Source organism: Parachryseolinea silvisoli (assembly GCF_021190955.1).
Taxonomy (GTDB): Bacteria; Bacteroidota; Bacteroidia; order Cytophagales; family Cyclobacteriaceae; genus Ohtaekwangia; species Ohtaekwangia silvisoli.
On the sequence record NZ_JAIOAO010000003.1, the window covers coordinates 1,220,453 to 1,239,806 of the forward strand.

Here is a 19,354-nt window from a genome sequence, read left to right on the forward strand (position 1 = left end):
GTATCCATTTTTTTGCTATTCTGCTTTACGAAGGCCCACAGTCAGGAGGATATCAATGCCGACCTGACCTGGTACGACAGCTTTCCGGAAGCCGGAGAGAAAGTACAGGCAGAGCGATTACTCAAAGAAGCAGACACAAGACTTCAGCGAGCCCGGCAGACAGGCGATGCTGCTGGACAAGCGAAGGCGCTGACGGAGACCGGGCTGATCTTTTTATCGATCTACAACTTTACCGCATTCGACTTTTTTGAACAGGCCCTGACGCTCGAAGATTCACTCGGCCTGGAGCAACGCAAGTTGTTTACGTACCTGGCAATGGCCAGGGCGTCGGAAATGACGGGCGACTACCAGAATAGCCTCGAACGTCTGATGCTCGTGCTGCAGATGAGCACCGCATTTAACAACCCGCACCTGGAAGCGCGCATCCGTATCGAGCTGGGTAAAGTATATACTGCCATGGGGAATCACGACCAGGCGTCGCAAAACTTCGAACAGGTGATACACAAGGCTGATGACCTGGGGCAGACCAAAGTAATAGCACAGGCGATGTTTTACCTCGGCCGGTTGTATGCCTCCATGAAGAATTACACGGAGGCGTTGACGCGGCACAAGAGCGCATTGGCGGTATGGCGTGCCTTGCATGACCGAAAGAACGAAGCCATCTCGCTCAATGACATTGGGGAATTATATACCTTAACGAAAAACGACGAGCGCACACTGGCCAATCATATGGCGGCGCTTAAGATTCGGCAGGGCCTGAAAGATAAGAGCGGGATCGCGCAGTCTTATAACAACATTGGTGCACTCTATCTCCGTCAGCAACAATACGAGAAGGCAATTGCTAATCTGTTGCCGGCACTTGACGCTGCGCTCGAGGTGCAAGCCCAGCATGAGCAGGCCCGGAGCTATGAATACCTGCGGGACTGTTATACTGCGTTGGGCGACCATCAACGGGCGCTCCAGTCCAGCAATTCGCTGTTGGCACTGAATGAAATGGTGCAGGCGGAGAAGAGTGACCGACGCCCATCGGAAACCGACACGAAGTTGCGGAAAGAGCAGATCAAGAACCTCAAACAAGAATCGCTCCTCCGTGCGCAGCAGATTCAGCAACAGGAGGAGCGGCAACTATACCTCTATGCCTTCATTGCGCTGGCCGGTGTCATTATTCTGCTGGTGTTATACCAATACATGATAAAGCGCCGCACCAACCGCATGTTGGAGCAAACAAATACTACCATTCAACAACAGAATCTGGCGTTGCAAGACCTGAACGCCACCAAAGACAAATTCTTCTCTATCATCAGCCACGACTTAAAAGGACCACTGAATTCGCTGACGTCGTTTTCAGGGCTGCTGATCAATCATACCGACAGCCTCAGCAAGGACGAGATCCGCATGCTGGCGCAAGACCTCGACAAGTCGGTGAAGAACCTCTTTGCCCTATTGGAAAACCTGCTGGAATGGTCACGCTCGCAGACGGGCAATATCGAATTTAAGCCGGAGGTGTTTGACATCGCCACGGTAATGGAAGAAAACAAAGCCCTGCTGACCGCGCAGGCGCAGACCAAAAAGATCGAGATTGCCTACAAAAGTGAAGGTACGCGCATCGTGAACGCACATAAGAACTCCGTGACGACGGTGGTGCGCAACCTGTTATCAAATGCTATCAAATTTACACCCGAAGGGGGCAGCATCTGGCTGACGGCAGAAGTGCGGCAAGGCCAGGTGCACGTGGCCATTGCAGACAACGGGGTGGGCATGAGCCCCGAAGTAGTGCAAAAGCTCTTCCGGATCGACACCAAACACTCGACCAAAGGAACGGCCAACGAAAAAGGCACGGGCCTGGGCCTGATCCTGTGCAAGGACTTCATTGAAAAGAACGGCGGGCGCCTCTGGGTTGAAAGCGAGCCCGGCAAAGGGTCAGTTTTTGTGTTTACGCTACCACAGCCACTGGGAAGCGTCGTTTAGCGAAAATCTTACAGTCCGTTCACATTCAATGATTTAGGTTTTGACTGGCGCCTTTCCATCCGCGCCGAATTTCCTATCTTGCACGATTTTTCAACCGGGCCGCGACATCCCGGAACAAAACGACAGCAAGACCCTGTTTTTTGTCCCTGGCATCGACCGATAACCACCGAACAGACGTACGTGAAGAACCCACTAAGCATTAAAGACCTTGTCAACCTCTTGTACCAAAACAAAGAGGTGATCGAGATGCTTTTTGGCAACAAGGACTCCGTCAACAAGTCGGAGATCCTGGCCCGGGAGGATATGACGGACGAGAAGCTCGAGAAGCTGGTGGTCAACGAGCTGATCCACGAGAACAACAACATCATCAGCCTCGACGACCGGATCATGACCTTCATTGAAGAGTTTCTCGAGATCGGCGAGGTAACGACCAGCTTCATCAATGACAATATCCAGGCGCTGAACGAAGGCCTGCGGTATTACCACATTGACAACAATATCAAATTTCTCCGAAACATCAAGCGGTCGTTGAAGAGGATCAACTCCACCACCTCACGCGAGGTGATGAAGCTGCACAAGAACATTGACGACACCTATAAGAACCAGGATAACTATGTCATCAAGCTGCAGGAGCTCGAGAAGTATAAACGCAAGCGCGACGACATTATCAACCTGATCCGCGAATCGGAACAGATCGTTTCCGACGCCCAGGGATTCTTTAATACCATTGTCGATGCGGAGCTGAGCTCGATCGTGCTGGAGCTGCGGTATACGCTGGTGCGCAATCGCGACTACCTAAACGAGATTCAATCGCAGATCATCGACTACATCAACCGGATCCAGCACCAGTCAGCGATCTATAAAAAGATCCAGCGTCTCAAAGAATTGAAAGATTACGAAGAGCTGAAGTACAAAACGAATTATGTCGACGTCGTGGCCGACATCAAAGCGATGTTCTTCCACAAGCGTATACCGCTCAAGTCGCGGTTGTCGCTCGACTTCCTGCATACCGACCACGGCTATCAGTTGACGCAAAAAGTTGCCGGTAAACTGCACCTGCTACGCAACTCGCATCGCAAGCCGGCCGGCCGGATGGTGGCCGGCTTTGACGACCTGAACCAGGAGGAGTCGTCGAGCCTGAACATTGCGGGCCTGGTGGAAAAGTTTATGGAAAGCCAAACCGATCTGTTTCAATTTGTCCTGGACTACAAATTTCCGGAGAAAGCCGGCGATCTTACATTCGAGAAACGCATATCGCTCTATGTGGGCATTACCATCGACTATGACACGCAGCTGACCTTCTCGGGCAAGTTCGGGTCGATGAATTTTATCAACGAGAAGAAACAAAAGCAGCGGGTAGGCTACGCGATCGTGAAAGCGAACACGAAACAACGCACGGCGAAACAACCGTCGAAGGAGGAGGCAGCAACATCATGAACATTCCCAAGCAGACACCGGAGATTTTCAGCATCCTGAGCAAGGGCAACTTTATCAGCTCAAACGGCAGCCGGGGCAAGTTGTTTGATGTCATCAACTTCGAAGACAACTTTCAAACATTAAAAGAATTCTTTGCCCACACCGGCTACCACCTGGAGAAGGGACATAATTACTATTACTTCAGCCAGCAGGAAGAGACAAACACGATCATGGAAAAGAAGCTGGAGCAATTTGCCTATTACATTGACGTGATGGACTTCTTCTCGTCCATGGACGCAAAGCCCGTGGTGGGCACGCGGTATCGCGTGACACAGATTGCCGAGGAATGTTATGCCAACGAGCGGCTGAAGCAAAAGCTCTATGCGTTGTCGCGCCGGGAGAAGATGGTGGACAAGGTGGCCGAGATCGCCAACGACCTGACGGCAGGAGGTTTTTTTGAACAAGAAGACGAGGACACGTATAAGGTCATGGACGCAATCCATTACCTGGAGCAAGTGATCACGCTCATAACAATTGAGGAAGAAGATGGAGAACAGGCGGATTCTTAACCGGATTATATTTATCAACATCGGTAATACCGATTATGCCAGCATTGAAATTGCGGGCAATACCTGCTTTGTGGGCACCAACAACATGGGCAAGACTACGCTGCAACGCGCGATCCTGTTCTTTTACAGCGCCAATACACGGGGACTGGGTATCTCCAGCTCGCAGAAGTCATTTGAAGATTATTACTTTCAATATCCCAACTCGTATATCGTATACGAAATTGCAACGGAGGAGGGATTCTTTCACGTGATGCTCTATCGCCGGGAGAAGATTTTTTACCGGTTTGTTGACCATGCGTTCGACCAGGATCACTACATCGTCGACAGCGAAGCGCTGTTGCCAAAGGCACTCCTGACGCGGCTGAACGAGCATAAGATTAACTACAGCGACCAGATCGAGACCTTTGAGCGGTACCGGAATATCATCTACGGTGCCGACCCGGATAAACGGTATAAAAAGTTTTCCCTGATGAAGGGCAACGCGAATTATCACAATATCCCGCTGGCCATTACGTCGATTTTCCTCAGCTCGGAGTCAGTGATCCGCGCGGAGTTTGTAAAAGAATGTATTGCCAACTCCATCGGCACGAAACATACCAACATCGAGCTCAAAACGGTGGAACGCCAGTTGCGTCAGTTCAGCGAGCGGTACCAGGATATAGAGATGTTCTTCCGTAAGGAAAACTCCACGCGGGGCGACCTGATCAAAGACAACTTTACACAGATCAAAAACCTGAAGCTGAAGCAACGCGCACTGGCTACGGAACTGGGGGGCGCACTAAAATATGCCACCGAGCAACAACAGGTATTAGGACAGCAAGTAGCACGTTACCGCGAAGAGATCGAATGGCAGGAGAGCGAATTCCGGAAACAGGAACAAGGCCAACAAGAGGCTAACCGCGAAATCAACCAGGAGATCGGAGCTTTCAAATCAAAAATCCGCGAGGCGGATAAGAAGCAGCGCGAGTACGAGGAGCGCGGCATTGCCGATGCGCTTAAGCAGATGGACGAGCGTGCCCAGCTGGCATTGGAAGTACAGGCCCGCGAAAACGAATACGCCACACTGACAGCGGGCTTTAGCGATGTGGAGCTCCAGTTCAAGACATTGTTTGATGGCCTGGAAAATGAACGCCGTGAGTTTGAGAACGTATTGCGTGCCGAAGGCCTGCAACTGGACCGTAAATACCAGGATGACCGGAATGTGTTGCGCGACGATTTCCGCAAGGAAGAAAGCGAGCTAAAAGAACAGCACCAGGCAGAAGTAGGCCGGCTGCGACAAGCGTTGAATCAAAAGGAGCTGGAGAAGAAAGACGAAGACTTTCGCGAGAAAGAAACCCATCGCAAGCGCTATTTTGAAAAGGAGTCGGCACAACTGCGGGCTAACCTGGAAGAGATCAGCCGGCGGAAGCTGGAGCGATCGTCGGCGTTCACCGTCAAAAACAACCAGATCGAGTCGCTGAAAAAAGAAGGCGACCACATTCGCGAGAAGAACAAGCTCACGTCTGAGCAGTACATCGCACGCAACAACGACGAGGTATCGGCACTGGAAGAGAAGATCAAGGCAATCGAACAGAAGCTGTCGGTGCACCAACATACACTGTTCGGTTTTTTACAAGAGAACTACCCGGACTGGTATAACACCATCGGCAAGGTGTGTAACGAAGAGATTCTCTTTAACAAAGCACTCAACCCAAAGGTCATCAAGAAAAACCTGGACACGCTTTACGGCATCCAACTCGACCTCAGTCAGGTGCAGGTACTCTCCAAAACCCTGGAGCAGTACGAATTGGAGAAGCAGGGATATATCGACAAGATCGCCGCGCTGAACCTGGCCTTTTTAGAATTCCGGGAAACACAGGCTCGCGATGAACAGAATAAGCTGGCATCGATCAGCAAGAAGTCAGCGCACCTGAAGAACGAGCTGTCGCAACTGGAATACGAAGCCGGGCAGGACGAGCACAAAGAGAAACAATACACCCTCGACCTGAACGAGTGGAAAGCAAAAGGCGAAGCCCTGCGCGAGAAAGATTTGCTGGAGAGCTATCAGTTGCAAGACGCCATCAAAAAGGAGATTGCCGGACTGACTGAGAGCATGGCCAACCTGGATGCTGTCTTTGCCAGGAACCGGAAGAAGCTCGAGGGCCGTTTTAACGAGCGACATGCCGTCCTCACGGCCACGTTTGAGCAAGAGTCTACACGCTTGAAGGACGTACGCGACGAAAAACTCTCGTCGTATGCCGACCACAAAGCGAAGCTACAAAAAGAGAAAAGTAAGGTGCTCAAGAATAAGGGTATCGACGACAGCCGTATTAAAAAGCTTAAAGACGAGATCGAGGCAGCACGCAAGGCGGTACAAACCATCGACAAACACGCGGAGCTGGTCAACGACTACCGCAAAGACAAACGCGAGCTATTTGACAAAGTAGACGAGTTTAAACGGGAGAAGGAGCGTTTCGAAGATCGTGTACAGCAATCCGAGAAAGAGTTCGCCGCGGTCAAGCAAGCTTTTGCGAAAAAGAAAAGCCAGCTGGAATTGGACATCCGTTCCTTGGCCGAAGAGTTGAAACGGTATACAGAAGGAATGGAGCACTTTGAGCGACACTTCCGCGAGCGGGCGCTCTTCGACAGGCTACGCCACATCGTCGAGCCTGCACCGGCAGCGCACTCGGACGCCGGCATTGTTGGACTGTGCTCACAGCTGCTGGCCAACGACACCGAGTATCACAACCAGTTTGAGAAATTCCGGAACAACGTGACCGAATTTGCGGGCCGTTTCCGCCCGGACAACCACTTGAACTTTAAGGTCAACCCCCAGGCGGGTGAAGGTGAGTACGAGCGCTTTGCAGCCTACCTGCAGGAGTTTTACAACGAGAATAAAATCCAGACTTCCATTGCCGAGGTGGCCAAGAGTCACGGTATGTTGATCGATGCCATCTCGAGCAAGATGAAGGCATTGGCAGAGCACAAGGGCCGGATCACAAAAATGATCAGCAAGATGGAAGCGGACTTCGGACGCGCGTCGTTCGAAAGCTCGAAGCTGATCGAATATATCAAGCTCAAATCGGAGGATAGCGAGAACAAGGTATTGCGCAAGCTCCAGAAGATTGCAGAATTCCGTGAGCAGAACCCGTTCCTGTATGGTGAAGTAAACCTGTTCAACCAGTCGAACAAAGCCAAGGCAGAGATCGATAAGCGCTCGGTGGAGCTGCTGAACGATCTGCAACGAACTATCAGCGAGGAAAAATACGAAGAGATACGCGTGCAAGACCTGTTCGAGCTGCGCTTTCGGATCAAGGAGGGTAAGAACGACACCGGCTGGATCGAAAAGATCGACAAGGTGGGTTCTACCGGTACGGATATGCTCGTAAAAGCGGTAATCTATATCACGCTGCTAAATGTGTTTATCAAGGAATCGACTGAGAAGACAGCCCGGAATTTCTCTGTGCACTGTATCATCGACGAAGTAGGGCAGATCTCCGCGGCCTACCTCAAGGAACTGATCAACTTTGCCGAAGAGCGTAACATCTGCCTGATCAACGGTCTGCCGAACGAGAGCAAGCTGGAGACGCACTACAACTACACGTATAAATTCCGGAAGGACCAGCATGGGTATGTGAAGGTTATTCCGTTGCTGACGATGACAATTGAACCCTAGCACATAGCCCGTTATTTATTCGTGGCGCACAGTGTCTGCGGGGTTGGCACGTGCAGCGCGCCAGGTTTGCGACAGCGTGGTGACTAAACCCAGGAGAAGCAGGAGCACGATGCTGATGACGATCTCGGCTACGCCAATATCTATGTGGTAATATTGAATGCGTAGAAACACCTTATCAAACAGCAGGTAGGTGATGGGCACAGCAATCATGATGGCAACCGCCAGCAGGCGAAAGTACGACTTCGACAACAGCACTACCAGCTGTGCCGTGGATGCGCCCATGATCTTGCGGACGCCTACTTCTTTGGTCCGGTTTTCGGTTGCATAGACCACCATGCCCAGCAACCCTAAGCAAGAAATGGAAATGGCCAGTATGCCCAATGCCGAGCAGATCTTTACCATCGAGAAATACCCGACGTAGCTGTCCTCGATTTCATCTTCAAAGAACCGGGCTTCGAACGGGGCATCGGTGCCTAGTTGTTTCCAGGTGCTTTCCATGTCGGTAAAAGTCTGGAAGATATCGTTCGAGGCGATTTTAAGATTCGCATACGAAACGTCTTGCATACTATAGCGAAAGAAGAAGCTCTGAACGCGTTCCGTTAACAGCAGGTAATAAAAGTCCTTCACCACGCCGCGTATGGATACCATGCCCTGGCCCGGCAGGATCAGCGTTTTGCCTACCGCCCCGGTGGCGGTGCCGAGCTTAAATACGCGCAGGAACTCTTCGTTGACCAGGATGTGATGCGCCTGCTCGCCGGGGGCCTCACCAAAGTTCTCGCCCGCGAGAAGGGTTAGCCCCAGGTTGCCGAGGTAATGTTGATCGATTGACATCGCAAACACCTGCGTCGAGTCGATCTGGTCAGGTTGTTTGACCCAGGTCTCTTCCGGGTAGGAGGTGCCGAGCACGTTCGACGACAGGGATATCGTTTGTACGGCCGATAGCTTCGAGAACTCGTTGCGAAAACGCTGCGGGTCGACGCCTTGCAGGTTTACATCGACAATGTTGGCTTTGTCGAATCCGAAATCAAAGGTTAGCGCCGACCGGTATTGTTTCAGCACAATGGCCACGCTCATGATAAAGCCCAGCGACAGCGCGAACTGAAATACCATGAGGCACTTTCGTATCCACATACTACCCCAGGCGCCGTGGGGTATGGTGTTGCGCAAGGCTTGCACCGGATTGAGCCTGGAGAAATACGCAGCGGGGAATATACCCGCTACGAACCCGACACTGGTCGCAAAGATCAGGAAGCATAGGATTGTGGGTAGATCGGCGTTCAGCTCGAGGGCGTCGGAGGACACCAGCATCGAAAGGAACTCCTGGCGCATGAGCAGAAAAAGTCCGAAAGCGCCTATCAGCGCCAACAACGTGATGAGTACAGTTTCGGTAATGAACTGCTGGAAGATCTGTGCGCGCTGACCGCCCATGGCTTTGCGCAACCCGATCTCCTTGGCGCGCTTCAACGCACGGGAGATGGACAGGTTGGTATAATTAAAGCAGGCGGGCAGCAAGATCAGGAGGCACAGGGCACCAAAAATATAGAGCGAGGCGTATCCCCACTCCGGGCCGATCTCGTTGGCGTGCTCCGACCCCGGTACGATGTCGTTCAGCGCCTGCAGGTGGAACGCTGCCTGAAATTTATCAGGTTGAGTATAGATAGACGGTGTTGCCTTTTGAAAATACGCCTCGACGTCGGTGGCGGGTGCATGGTCGGCCAGCAGAAAATATATATAGCTGCCGCGAAACTCCTGCCAGGCGTCGGTGGCCTGCGGATGTGCCCTCTGCCAGGCGAGCAGGGTTTCATACGAGGTGATGACTTCAAACTGCATATGCGAGTTCTTGGGGTGATCTTTTAGTACACCGGTGATCTCGAAGTCACCGTATTCTTTCAAGGTAATGATCTTGCCAAGTGGGTCTTCGTCGCGAAAAAGCTTATGCGCGGCTTTTTCGGTAATCAGCAGGCTATTGGGCTTCAGCAGTGCCGTGGCCGGATTTCCCTTGAGCAGCGGGAAGGTAAACACCTGCAGGAATGTTGGATCGGCAAAGTATCCTGCGAGGGGCACTTCGTTCTCTTTATAGCGTGCGTTACTGGCCAGACGGTTTTGAATGCGCACGATGGTACCCGCCGCGGCGCACTCGTGCTGAAGCATTTCAGCCAGGGGTGCGGGCGCGGATGCATACGTGCGGTTGTTGTCGCCGTCCAGCACCTGCGTAGTAACACGATAAATACGGTCGCGGCGTACATGAAAGGTATCGTACCCGCTGACATACGTCAGCAGGGCAATAAATAATAAGCTGATGGACATGCCAATGGCGAGGCCGGCTACGTTCAGTATCGTAAAGAATCGTTGCTGCGCCAGGCTGCGCACCGCGATGGTAAAATAACTTTTTAACATCATAAAAGGGTAAGCGTTTGACGATAGGGGATGATGGGCCGCATGTTGTTTACGCCGCTTGACAGCGTAGGAGAATAACAACACCAGGGCATTGCGCCAATACAAGCGCCGGGCCTTTCGTACGGGCATCCGTGTGAGGTGCTGCTGGTATATTTCCTCGAGGTCGCCCAGCAGGTCTTCTACCTGGGCACCGGAACTATACCACCGGAAGATACGCTCCGGCAAACGCGGTGGGCGTGGGAGAGTCTTCATTTGGGGAGGGCCAGGTTGACTTTGGAAATACGCCAGAGCTCGTCGCGTAGCGCCTTGACATGGTGCAGCGCTACCTTGCCTTCTGCTGTCAGCCGGAAGAATCGCTTGCGGCGGCCGCCGCGTTCGAGCGTAGGGTCGCCCAGCCACGATTCAATAAAACCTTTCTCTTCCAACCGCGTGATCGTTGCATGCAACGCGCCGATGCTGATATCCCGGTCCGTGCGCTGTTCGATGTCTTCTTTAATACCGACGCCGTAGGCGCCCTCTTGTAAGGCAGCGATGGTCAGCAAAACCAGCTCTTCAAATTCTCCCAGATAGCCTTTCATATATGCGGTGTACGTGTGGAAGCAAAGATATGTTTCTATTTTTAAGAAGAAATAAAAAAATGTGTTATATTTGTGGGGTAGGATGGCTGGGCCGATTACATCATCGGCAGGGGCGTATACTCTTTGGCGATGGGCAGTCGTACTTGTACTTGTGTGCCTTTGCCTTCCTGCGCACTGACAGTGAGCTGCCCGTTGTGCAGGCGAATGATGTTGCGCGAAAGCGGCAAACCGATACCATATCCTTTATAGTTGCGTGTATTCGATGCGCGAAAGAAGGGATCGTAGATATACTTCAATTCACTTTCTGGAATGCCAATGCCCTGGTCGGCAACCGATACGATCACGTCGCGGTCGCTGGCGCCGATCGCTACGGAGACGGGGCGATTGTCTGAATATTTGCAAGCATTCATAATAATGTTGCCAAACGCCATGTGCAGCAGTTGTTGGTTGCCTTCGATGGTCAGTAACGACTCATCTTCCGGAAATAACTTGTGATCAATGTATATCTGGCTATCGGCATGAATATTATGGATAGTATTAAAAACCGTGAAGAGAAGCTCGTCGATACGGATACGCTCCCAGTTGACTTTCTTGCCATCAAAGCCTGTTTGCGCCAGGCTGAGCAGGCTGACGGTGATGTGTTTAAGCCGGTTGGCTTCGTCGAGCATGACCTTGATCGAATTGCGATAGGCCTCTTCGTCGCGTGACTTGCGCAGCGCGTATTCGGCTTCGCCAATGATCGCAGTAAGCGGTGTACCCAGCTCATGCGAGGCGTTGCTGATAAAGTTCTTTTGCGACTCAAACGACGTTTCGAGGCGGTCGAGCATATTGTTGAAGGTACTCGACAGCTGCGCAATCTCATCGGTGCCGTCATGGTCGTCGAGACGCATGTGAAGATTGGTAGAGCTGATGTTTTGCACCTTGGTGGTGATGCGGCGGATGGGTGCCAGCACTTGTTTGGAGAACAACATGCCGACGGTGAAGGCCACCAGCACGGATAGCGATGTGCCGATAAAAAAAATGTTGCGCAGGTTGTGTGTGTAGGCCTCGCTGTATTCGTTGGTCGCCGATACGATCACGACGTAGCGGCCAGCGTGGCCGGTATAAAGTATGCCGGTATAGAAACGATTGCCATGCCGGAATGTACCATACCGATCCTGGATGACATCGCGGTAAAAATCAGAGGATAGGGGCAAGGTATATTTCGAATTGGGAATAACCATCCCTTCGTCGTCTACCTGCAGAAAATATTCTTCTTCGGTGGGAAATTTCTCCAGATGTTTTTGCCGGATTTCTTCGTAGGTACGGGTGTCGGACTCGCTCTCTTCAAAGGCGGCCTTTGCAGCGATAATGGCACGGATGTCGAGGCGGCGGTAAAAGTCCTGGAATGCATGCTGGCTGGCAAAGTAATAGGCAAGCAAGCTGAGCAGGGCGATAAAAGATGCCGTCAACAAGCTGAACAGCAGTGCGATCTTAGTTTGTATTTTCATGCGCCTCTTTCAATACATAGCCCATGCCGATAACGGTATGAATAAGCTTGGGCTCAAATTCCTTATCAACCTTTTTTCGCAGGTAGTTGACGTATACATCTACGACGTTGGTGCCCAGGTTAAAGGTAATATCCCACACATTCTCGAGTATATCGACACGTGACAATACACGCCGGCGATTGCGCAACAAGTATTCCAACAGACGGAACTCGGTTGCGGTGAGCTGGATGGGAATGCCCTGGCGCGTTACGGTTTTACTTTCGATGTCAACAGAAAGATCTGCCAGCGAGAGGACCCGGCTGTCGGATGCCCGGGGGTTCGCCCGCCGCGAAACGGACCGTATACGTGCCATGAGCTCGTTGAAGTTAAACGGCTTTACAATGTAGTCGTCCGCACCACTATCCAAGCCGGTCACGGTGTTTTCAGCTGAGCCCAGCGCCGTGAGCATAATCACCGGCATGGTTTTACCTTCCTGGCGCAGTTCCTTGCAAATCTCGATGCCGCTTTTACCGGGCAGCATGATATCGAGCAGCACCAGATCGAAGACGTTCTGCTTGAGCATCTCAGACGCGGAGAGGCCATCCATGGCGACACTGACGACATGGTTTTCTTCCTCCAACCCACGTTTGATGAACGACACCACATTCAGCTCATCCTCAACCAAAAGAATCTTCATACCTGCAAAGTTAGTCACCTTCTACGGATAGTTTCAAGCGAAGCGTTTGCCAGGAGCGGGAAGCCCGACTACATAATGTAGTAGTCGTGCTCCTTGCCTTGGGCGGCCAAAGATTGATGGTGGTCGGAGTGCAGGTCGTTCAGCGCCTGCCGCAGATCCCGTTCGATGGTAGCCGCAATCGCGGTGACGGGCGTGTCGGTGGGTCGGTTCTCAAACGGATCCTGGAGGTGGATAGCCATCTTTTCGATCAGCAGATACGAAGAGGCAATCCCCACGACCATGGGAATCTCCATCAGTCCGAACATCTCGATCAAGGCAAACGGAAGCAATATAATGAAAAAGTACATGGCAAAGCGTATGTACAAACTGTACGTAGAAGGGAATACCGTGTTCTTGATCCGCTCACATTGGCCCATGGCATTGCACAACCGCGTAACGGTACCGTCGATCTCTACCTGCTGGTATTTGTTCAGCCACTTCTTCCGCATGGCAAAATTCAGGTCGCGACCGTGTAGTTCCAACAGGGCGAAGGACTTGTTATCGTAGCGTTCAATGTAATTGCGCTCTGTGTCAACGAGCAAGTCTTCTAATCCTTTAAAGGTACGCGCACCCCGTAAGGATTGTCCCAGCACATACGCCCAGGCAATCTGTCGTTTGATGAAACGATCGCGAAAGGTGTCGAGCGCTTCTGTATCGTATTCGGTATACGTCATAGTGGCAATCTGTCGTGCCAGCGTACGCGATTCGTTTACAATCGCGCCCCAGATGGTGCGGGCTTCCCACCAGCGATCGTAGGCCTGGTTGGATTTGAAAGCCAACAACAACGACAGTACGGTGACCATAACCATTGGCACCGACAGGGGTATGGAAATACGTGTGAAGTGAAACTTGTCGTATACCAGTGCAATCAGTACGGCGTATGCTGTGACGAGAATGATCTCTTTGCGGATCTTCCCAAGGGCATACGTTAACGGTATTTTATTCTTAAGCAGCATCTGATCCTGTTTTCGTTAGAATAATGTTCAATCGCACGGGTATAGGCTACGTGCCAGACAAAATGGTGAACAGATCCACCTGCCCTTCCTGTTGCGTGGCCGTATGGCTAATGTCCATAAGCGGCTTGCGACAGCGGCGGATCAGTGCATACGGATCCACGCTACGGGCATCGATCTTTTTCAGTATCAGTGACTTATTATACATGATGACATCCACGTTGCGGGCGTCTACATAGTTTTCAAAGACCGCCGCGGTGCTGCCATAAAAGACCTCGCATTGGATATCAGCAACCGATGATGCGTATTTATTCCGGAGTACCGCGCAGGCGTCTTTAAAATCCTGGTTGATGAGCTTTTTCCGAAGCTGCTCTTTGGAAAAGAATAGCAGATCCGTAATCGAATGCGGAATGTCGACCATGTGGAACAAAAGAATGTTCAGCTTTGCTGTCCCGGCGTCTTCCAACGCGTAGCGGACTACTTGTAAGGACTTTACGGTAAAGTCGGTGGGGATGAGAACATGCTTGATCATCTTCTTTTCTGTTAAAGTGAAAATACTTTCTACCTCGTTGTCTTCCCCAAAGCTGAGGTGACCCGATTAAAACAGTTTAAGAAGCGGATTAAAATGCGATTAGAGTGGCTAGACGCCCGTCAGGGGCGAATCTCTACTGCCGCCCACGAGCATTTCCAGGGTGGCAGAGCGCATGCGCTCGCAGCGCAGGAGCTCTTCGTAGAGCCGTTTGTTTTCATGGACCATAGCCATGCAGTGATCTAAGAAGGAGCGCAGCGAGGCGTTTGTTACGGTATCGCCGGGGACGGAGGCCGGCGCGACGGACGGTCCTTCGGGCCGTTGCTCAAACGACTGAAGGACACACTCGCGCGCAACCCGCTCGCTAAACAGCCGGATGATCTCGGGAGAAACTTTTAACTTGTCTGACACCTCGCGCAGGGTGGGATCGTCAATGAGCTCTTTCCCTTCTAACAACGATATTCTTTTCTGAGACCAACCCGGCCCAAGCTGCTCGGCCAGGGATTCTTGTTTGACTCCTACCATCTCGCGAAAGCGCTTTAAATTTCTGCCGTGGTGAATGGGTTCTTCTTTTTCAGACGCCATAAATTGTACATAAATTGCTAACAGTGATGGTAAAAATCTGTTGTTTTTATCAGTCTCACAACGAATGCCCGGAATATAGTATACCCACGTGAGCGTCAGCAGAATACCTTAAAAATACATTTTCATAAAACTTGCATCGTAGCAATTATGCAAGTACTTTGGTTAACCGTTAATCGCCATTGGTATGATTCCCGTAGAAAAACTTCCCGCTGTTTTATCCGGTATATGGGCCGGCTATTCCTTCCGTAACAAGCTTTCACAAACGCCCGGCGGCAATCTGCACGTGCTGCAAATGAAAGACCTGGAAGAACACTATACCGCCATCGGCTCGTCGCTCACCTGTATCAGCTTTGATACTATGCCGAAGAAATTCCTGCTGCAGGCCGGGGATGTACTGTTCCTGGCGAAGGGTGCTAACAACTATGCGACGGCGTATACCCCGGTTTTGCCCCGCGTGGTACCGGCCTCGGCGTTTTTTATTCTCCGCCCCAATGTACAAAAGATCGATCCCGGCTACCTGGCCTGGTATATCAACCAGCCGCCCGTACAACACTACCTGAAAACGCACGCTTCGGGAAAGCGTACACCGAATATCAACAAAGATGTCATCGAACGGATCACGCTGCCGGTGCCACCCCTGGCACGGCAACAAGCTATCGCCACCATCGACCGGCTGCGCCGGGAGGAAATGCGTTTGCTGCGTACAATCCAGGAGCGACGCACCGAGCTTATCGCCCGGCAATTATTAACCGTTGTGTCAACCCCCGCCCTGTATGACCCTTGCGCATGAGCTTACGCCCGATACTGTGACGCGCCACCAGCTACTCTGGCGCGTGTATAAAATGATGGCGCGAACCTACACCTTCGCAGACAGCCTGCAATATACAGCAGGGCTCTTGCTGCTGCGTACGATCAGCACCGGCTGGCGTACACAACGAGCGATCTATGAGAAGCGGTACGGTGCCGGAAACCCCCAGGTGGCACGCATGATGATGTTCTACCGTTTTCAGCTGCCTGAGAAATCTTCGTTTGAATACCTGTTGCTGCACCGCGAAAGAGACGACATCCCTGCGCGGGTAATCCAGGCATTGCAACAACTGGATGCGTGTAACCCCGATACGTTGCAGGGTATATTTCGAGACGTTGATTTTAACAATTGTAAACCTGGTGCGACGGGCGGCGCGTCCGAGACGATCCGGCAGTCGTTGAAATACCTGTCGCGTGCGGCGTTCGACACCGCGGCCGGTGAGGCATTTCACTATCTGTTGGAGAAGCTGGCGCACGCACGTGAGAACCACTATAAGGCATTGTTCGTGCCATCGGCAGTCAGCCATCTGGTAGCGTTGTTGGCCGCGCCGCGGGCCGGAGAACGCATCGGCGACCCCGTATGCGGCTGTGGCTCACTGCTGGTTCCTACCATTCAGCATACCCGCGCCCGGAATGCACGTCTATCGCCCGACTTCTCGGCGTTTGGCCAGGAGCATCACGACGGCGGCTTTCGGCTGGCACGTATACACACGCATCTCTACGGGCTGGCGGGCGTTCGGCTGGAAGGCGCCAGCAGTATTTCCGATCCGCGCTTTCTGGAAGAAGACGGCACGCTGATGAAGTTTGACGTGGTCGTGGCCAACCTGATGATATCCCTGAAACATTGGGGCTATCCCGAAGCACGGGCAGATCAACACCAACGGTTCCGGCACGGGCTTCCACCCCGGGGCAAAGGTGACTACGCCTATGTACAGCATATACTGGCCACGCTGGCGCCCGGCGGCCGGGCCGTGATCCTGATAACACTAAACGCGCTGTCGCGGCAGGGCGCTGAGGCGAAAATTCGGCGGGCACTGATAGACGCCAACGTGATCGATGCGGTGATTGCCTTGCCGGTCAATCTTTTCTCTGACACGGCGGCCTCGACAGCAGTCCTGATCCTTCGGCCATCACGAACACGTAACGAGGTACTTTTTATCGACGCCCGGCAACATTATCAAGCGGGACGAAAGCAACATGTGTTACGTCCGCAAGATATCACACGCATTACCGCTGCCTATGCCCGCTACGAAAACCAGGAGGAACTGGCGGTTTGTGTTCCCCGGGAAGAGATTGCCCGGAACACCTTCAGCCTCTCCGTCGTGCCTTATATTCACCGCGTCACGCCGACGGGGCATGCTGACGTGTCATCGTTACGACAAGAAATCGACCAGTTGGATCACACCTTGCACCAAACACGTGTCACCCTGGATACGCTTCTGCAGGCGCTACAGGATGTTAACAACGAAACCGATATACGAACATTGCCCTACACATACCCACCCACGACTGACGTCTTTGAAGACGCTCTTGCCGCATATGATGCAACGCTGGAACATTCCTTTATTGTGGCAGTACATCACGCAATACCACATATTTCAGACGTCTTTGCCGCGGCTGCCGGAGCGGGGATCCAGGCCGTATACCGGCGTCGCATCATCCGGGATTGGAAAACAAATACCGACTGGCAACGCGAAACGGACCGCGATGTAGAGGATTTACTATACAGGTTAACCTCGGATAAAAGTTTGCCTGTAACCGAGGCCATGCGCGACGCTATCCGGTTCACCTGCCGGGAAGCAGCGACGCGAATATTTCAGTAGTGGCATAGTTTTTTACTTATCCTATTCGTCACCCGACTGTCCTTAAAAATCCATGAAAATACTTTTTGTAATCAATCCTGCCTCCGGAAACAAAAATATTGACAAGGCCATCTTGCGCATCCATGCGCTGGCCGTGGAAACGGGGTTCGACTTTAAATTTATGTATACCACCGGTGTGGACGACGACAATGCTATTCAGGAGCAACTCCACACGTATAAACCTGACCGGATCATAGCGGGCGGCGGTGACGGCACCTTGCAGATGGTCGCGCGCAACATACTCAACCGGAAGATTCCGTTTGGGGTACTTCCGTTTGGATCGGCTAACGGTTTCGCCACGGCGATCGGCATTCCGGCGAACCCCGTCGAGGCAGTCGAGGCGGTCGTTCGCGCCGAGCGCACACATCCCCTGGACTTGTTGAAGTTCAACGACAAACACCTGTGTATACATTTAGGTGATATCGGCATCAATGCGCTGATGGTAAAAGAATACTCCGAGGATGAATCGCGTGGCATGTTGGGATATGCCAAACATTTGATCGCCTCTACGCAGGCCACACCGCTGCTGCACTATACCATTAAAACACCCGAGCAGGAATACAAGAAGGAGGGATATATGTTGGCCTTTGCCAACGCACACAAATATGGTACAGGTATTCACATCTCCGAAGGATCGGTATCAGACGGTAAGTTTGAGATCTGCAATGTAGAACATATCGCACTGGACTCCGCGATCAAAGCCGGGCTCACAGCCCTGAACGTCTTTATCGATAAGAATATGTTTGCCGATGTCATCTGTTGCCGCGAGGCCGAGATACACATTAGTGAAAAGGTTCATTTTCAGATCGATGGCGAGTATATGGGCATGACGGATCATTTGACCGTCCGGATACTTGCCGCCGCTATTCCCCTGCTGATTCCATCATGAGTATTAAAAAGATACCTGTACTGCTAAGCTTTTATGCGCTCTCCAATGGAAAGGAAGCACTGATGTTTGGTCAAATCGCCACAACACGGTTAAACGACCTGAGCTTTACGGCGTACAGCCCACGACGCACATTCCGCACATTGTTTGCCTTATACCGCACGCGCCCGGTAGCGCATACTTCTGTCACGTTACACTTCGGCCCGGTCTCGATGTCGGCAAAAACCGATGCTACGGGCGCATTTTTCTTCAAACATCCTGTCGAACAAATATCAAGCGCGTTGCAACGCGTTACACTGAACGCAGGGGGAGAAGTGACACTGTTAGAAGGCTTATACCTGCTCACCGTACATCATGTCGTCAGTCCCATGGTGATGGTGTCCGACATTGATGATACGCTGCTACACTCGTTCATTCGCAACAAGTTCCGAAAGCTTCGGACATTGCTCTTTACGCCAGTTGAAAAACGTGGGGCGGTTAAAAACATGCGTGAGCTGATGTCAGATGCGGCGCAACAAGGAGGAACGGTTTTATACCTCTCTAACAGCGAACAAAATTTATATCCGTTGATATACAGGTTCCTGCTACACAACAAATTCCCGACGGGGCCACTATTCCTAAAACAGTTACGCAAGCTCCGGGATGTGTTTTTGTACCGGAAGGTAGGTGTGCCCGGCATTCACAAGTTAAAGATGCTGGATCAAATCCTGGCATTGTTTCCCGATAAACGATTTGCATTAGTCGGTGACAACACGCAACAGGATCTCCCGATCTATCTGACTGCTTCGGAGAAATACCCGGATAACATCCGGTATATATTAATTCGGAAGGCGCGGCGATCCTCCTCAGCGCAAGCCTTGATTAAAAAGACAGAAGCCCGGCTACGGGAACAAAATATCACCCTATACTATGAAGAAAATTTACCGACGTCGTTGAACTGGTGA

Annotated in this window: 15 protein-coding genes; 8 read left to right on the forward strand and 7 right to left on the reverse strand. The window is 51.9% G+C overall.

Annotation, left to right across the window (positions count from 1 at the left end; translation table 11 throughout):
- Positions 1 to 12: 12 nt before the first annotated feature.
- From K7P01_RS22000 to K7P01_RS22015, 4 genes are all read left to right on the forward strand, one after another.
- A complete protein-coding gene (locus K7P01_RS22000; RefSeq protein ID WP_267296741.1) occupies positions 13 to 1,968 on the forward strand; it encodes an ATP-binding protein in 1,956 nt (651 codons plus the stop codon).
- Between the two features lie 180 nt (positions 1,969 to 2,148).
- The gene (locus K7P01_RS22005) at positions 2,149 to 3,405 is read left to right on the forward strand and encodes a hypothetical protein (RefSeq protein ID WP_267296742.1); all 1,257 of its coding nucleotides are present in this window, start codon (positions 2,149 to 2,151) and stop codon (positions 3,403 to 3,405) included.
- Positions 3,402 to 3,953 (forward strand): condensin complex protein MksE, encoded by a 552-nt coding sequence (locus tag K7P01_RS22010; RefSeq protein WP_267296743.1) that lies wholly within the window; start codon positions 3,402 to 3,404, stop codon positions 3,951 to 3,953. Before K7P01_RS22005 ends, K7P01_RS22010 begins: the two co-directional genes overlap by 4 nt.
- Positions 3,931 to 7,608: an ATP-binding protein gene (locus tag K7P01_RS22015; protein ID WP_267296744.1), complete on the forward strand. Its 3,678-nt coding sequence runs from the start codon at positions 3,931 to 3,933 to the stop codon at positions 7,606 to 7,608. Before K7P01_RS22010 ends, K7P01_RS22015 begins: the two co-directional genes overlap by 23 nt.
- A 15-nt stretch (positions 7,609 to 7,623) precedes the next feature.
- Here the strand turns inward: K7P01_RS22015 and K7P01_RS22020 are convergent, their stop codons facing one another.
- The 7 genes from K7P01_RS22020 to K7P01_RS22050 all read right to left on the reverse strand — a co-directional run bounded on the left by K7P01_RS22020 (position 7,624) and on the right by K7P01_RS22050 (position 14,855).
- Complete coding sequence (locus K7P01_RS22020) at positions 7,624 to 10,257, reverse strand: ABC transporter permease (RefSeq protein WP_267296745.1); 2,634 nt, start codon at positions 10,255 to 10,257, stop codon at positions 7,624 to 7,626.
- Positions 10,254 to 10,583, reverse strand: coding sequence for a PadR family transcriptional regulator (locus tag K7P01_RS22025; protein WP_254086089.1), 330 nt, complete (start codon positions 10,581 to 10,583; stop codon positions 10,254 to 10,256). The genes K7P01_RS22020 and K7P01_RS22025 overlap by 4 nt, the downstream gene beginning before the upstream one ends.
- Positions 10,584 to 10,678: 95 nt before the next feature.
- Entirely contained in the window at positions 10,679 to 12,073 is a 1,395-nt protein-coding gene (locus tag K7P01_RS22030) for a HAMP domain-containing sensor histidine kinase (RefSeq protein ID WP_267296746.1), read from the reverse strand.
- Positions 12,057 to 12,749 carry a response regulator transcription factor gene (locus tag K7P01_RS22035; protein WP_267296747.1) on the reverse strand — a complete coding sequence of 231 codons (693 nt, stop codon included), beginning with the start codon at positions 12,747 to 12,749 and terminating at the stop codon, positions 12,057 to 12,059. The genes K7P01_RS22030 and K7P01_RS22035 overlap by 17 nt, the downstream gene beginning before the upstream one ends.
- A gap of 68 nt (positions 12,750 to 12,817) precedes the next feature.
- A complete protein-coding gene (locus K7P01_RS22040; protein ID WP_267296748.1) occupies positions 12,818 to 13,744 on the reverse strand; it encodes a bestrophin family protein in 927 nt (308 codons plus the stop codon).
- 46 nt (positions 13,745 to 13,790) lie between these two features.
- A complete protein-coding gene (locus K7P01_RS22045) occupies positions 13,791 to 14,273 on the reverse strand; it encodes a universal stress protein (RefSeq protein ID WP_267296749.1) in 483 nt (160 codons plus the stop codon).
- Positions 14,274 to 14,381: 108 nt separating this feature from the next.
- Positions 14,382 to 14,855, reverse strand: coding sequence for a helix-turn-helix domain-containing protein (locus tag K7P01_RS22050; protein ID WP_267296750.1), 474 nt, complete (start codon positions 14,853 to 14,855; stop codon positions 14,382 to 14,384).
- A gap of 184 nt (positions 14,856 to 15,039) precedes the next feature.
- On the opposite strand from K7P01_RS22050, the gene K7P01_RS22055 reads away from it, so the two are divergent.
- From K7P01_RS22055 to K7P01_RS22070, 4 genes are read left to right on the forward strand one after another with little or no spacing between them, the layout of a single operon-like run.
- Positions 15,040 to 15,645: a restriction endonuclease subunit S gene (locus K7P01_RS22055; RefSeq protein ID WP_267296751.1), complete on the forward strand. Its 606-nt coding sequence runs from the start codon at positions 15,040 to 15,042 to the stop codon at positions 15,643 to 15,645.
- Entirely contained in the window at positions 15,629 to 17,485 is a 1,857-nt protein-coding gene (locus K7P01_RS22060) for an SAM-dependent methyltransferase (RefSeq protein ID WP_267296752.1), read from the forward strand. Before K7P01_RS22055 ends, K7P01_RS22060 begins: the two co-directional genes overlap by 17 nt.
- Positions 17,486 to 17,537: 52 nt before the next feature.
- Positions 17,538 to 18,413 (forward strand): diacylglycerol/lipid kinase family protein, encoded by an 876-nt coding sequence (locus K7P01_RS22065; RefSeq protein WP_267296753.1) that lies wholly within the window; start codon positions 17,538 to 17,540, stop codon positions 18,411 to 18,413.
- Complete coding sequence (locus K7P01_RS22070; protein ID WP_267296754.1) at positions 18,410 to 19,354, forward strand: phosphatase domain-containing protein; 945 nt, start codon at positions 18,410 to 18,412, stop codon at positions 19,352 to 19,354. The genes K7P01_RS22065 and K7P01_RS22070 overlap by 4 nt, the downstream gene beginning before the upstream one ends.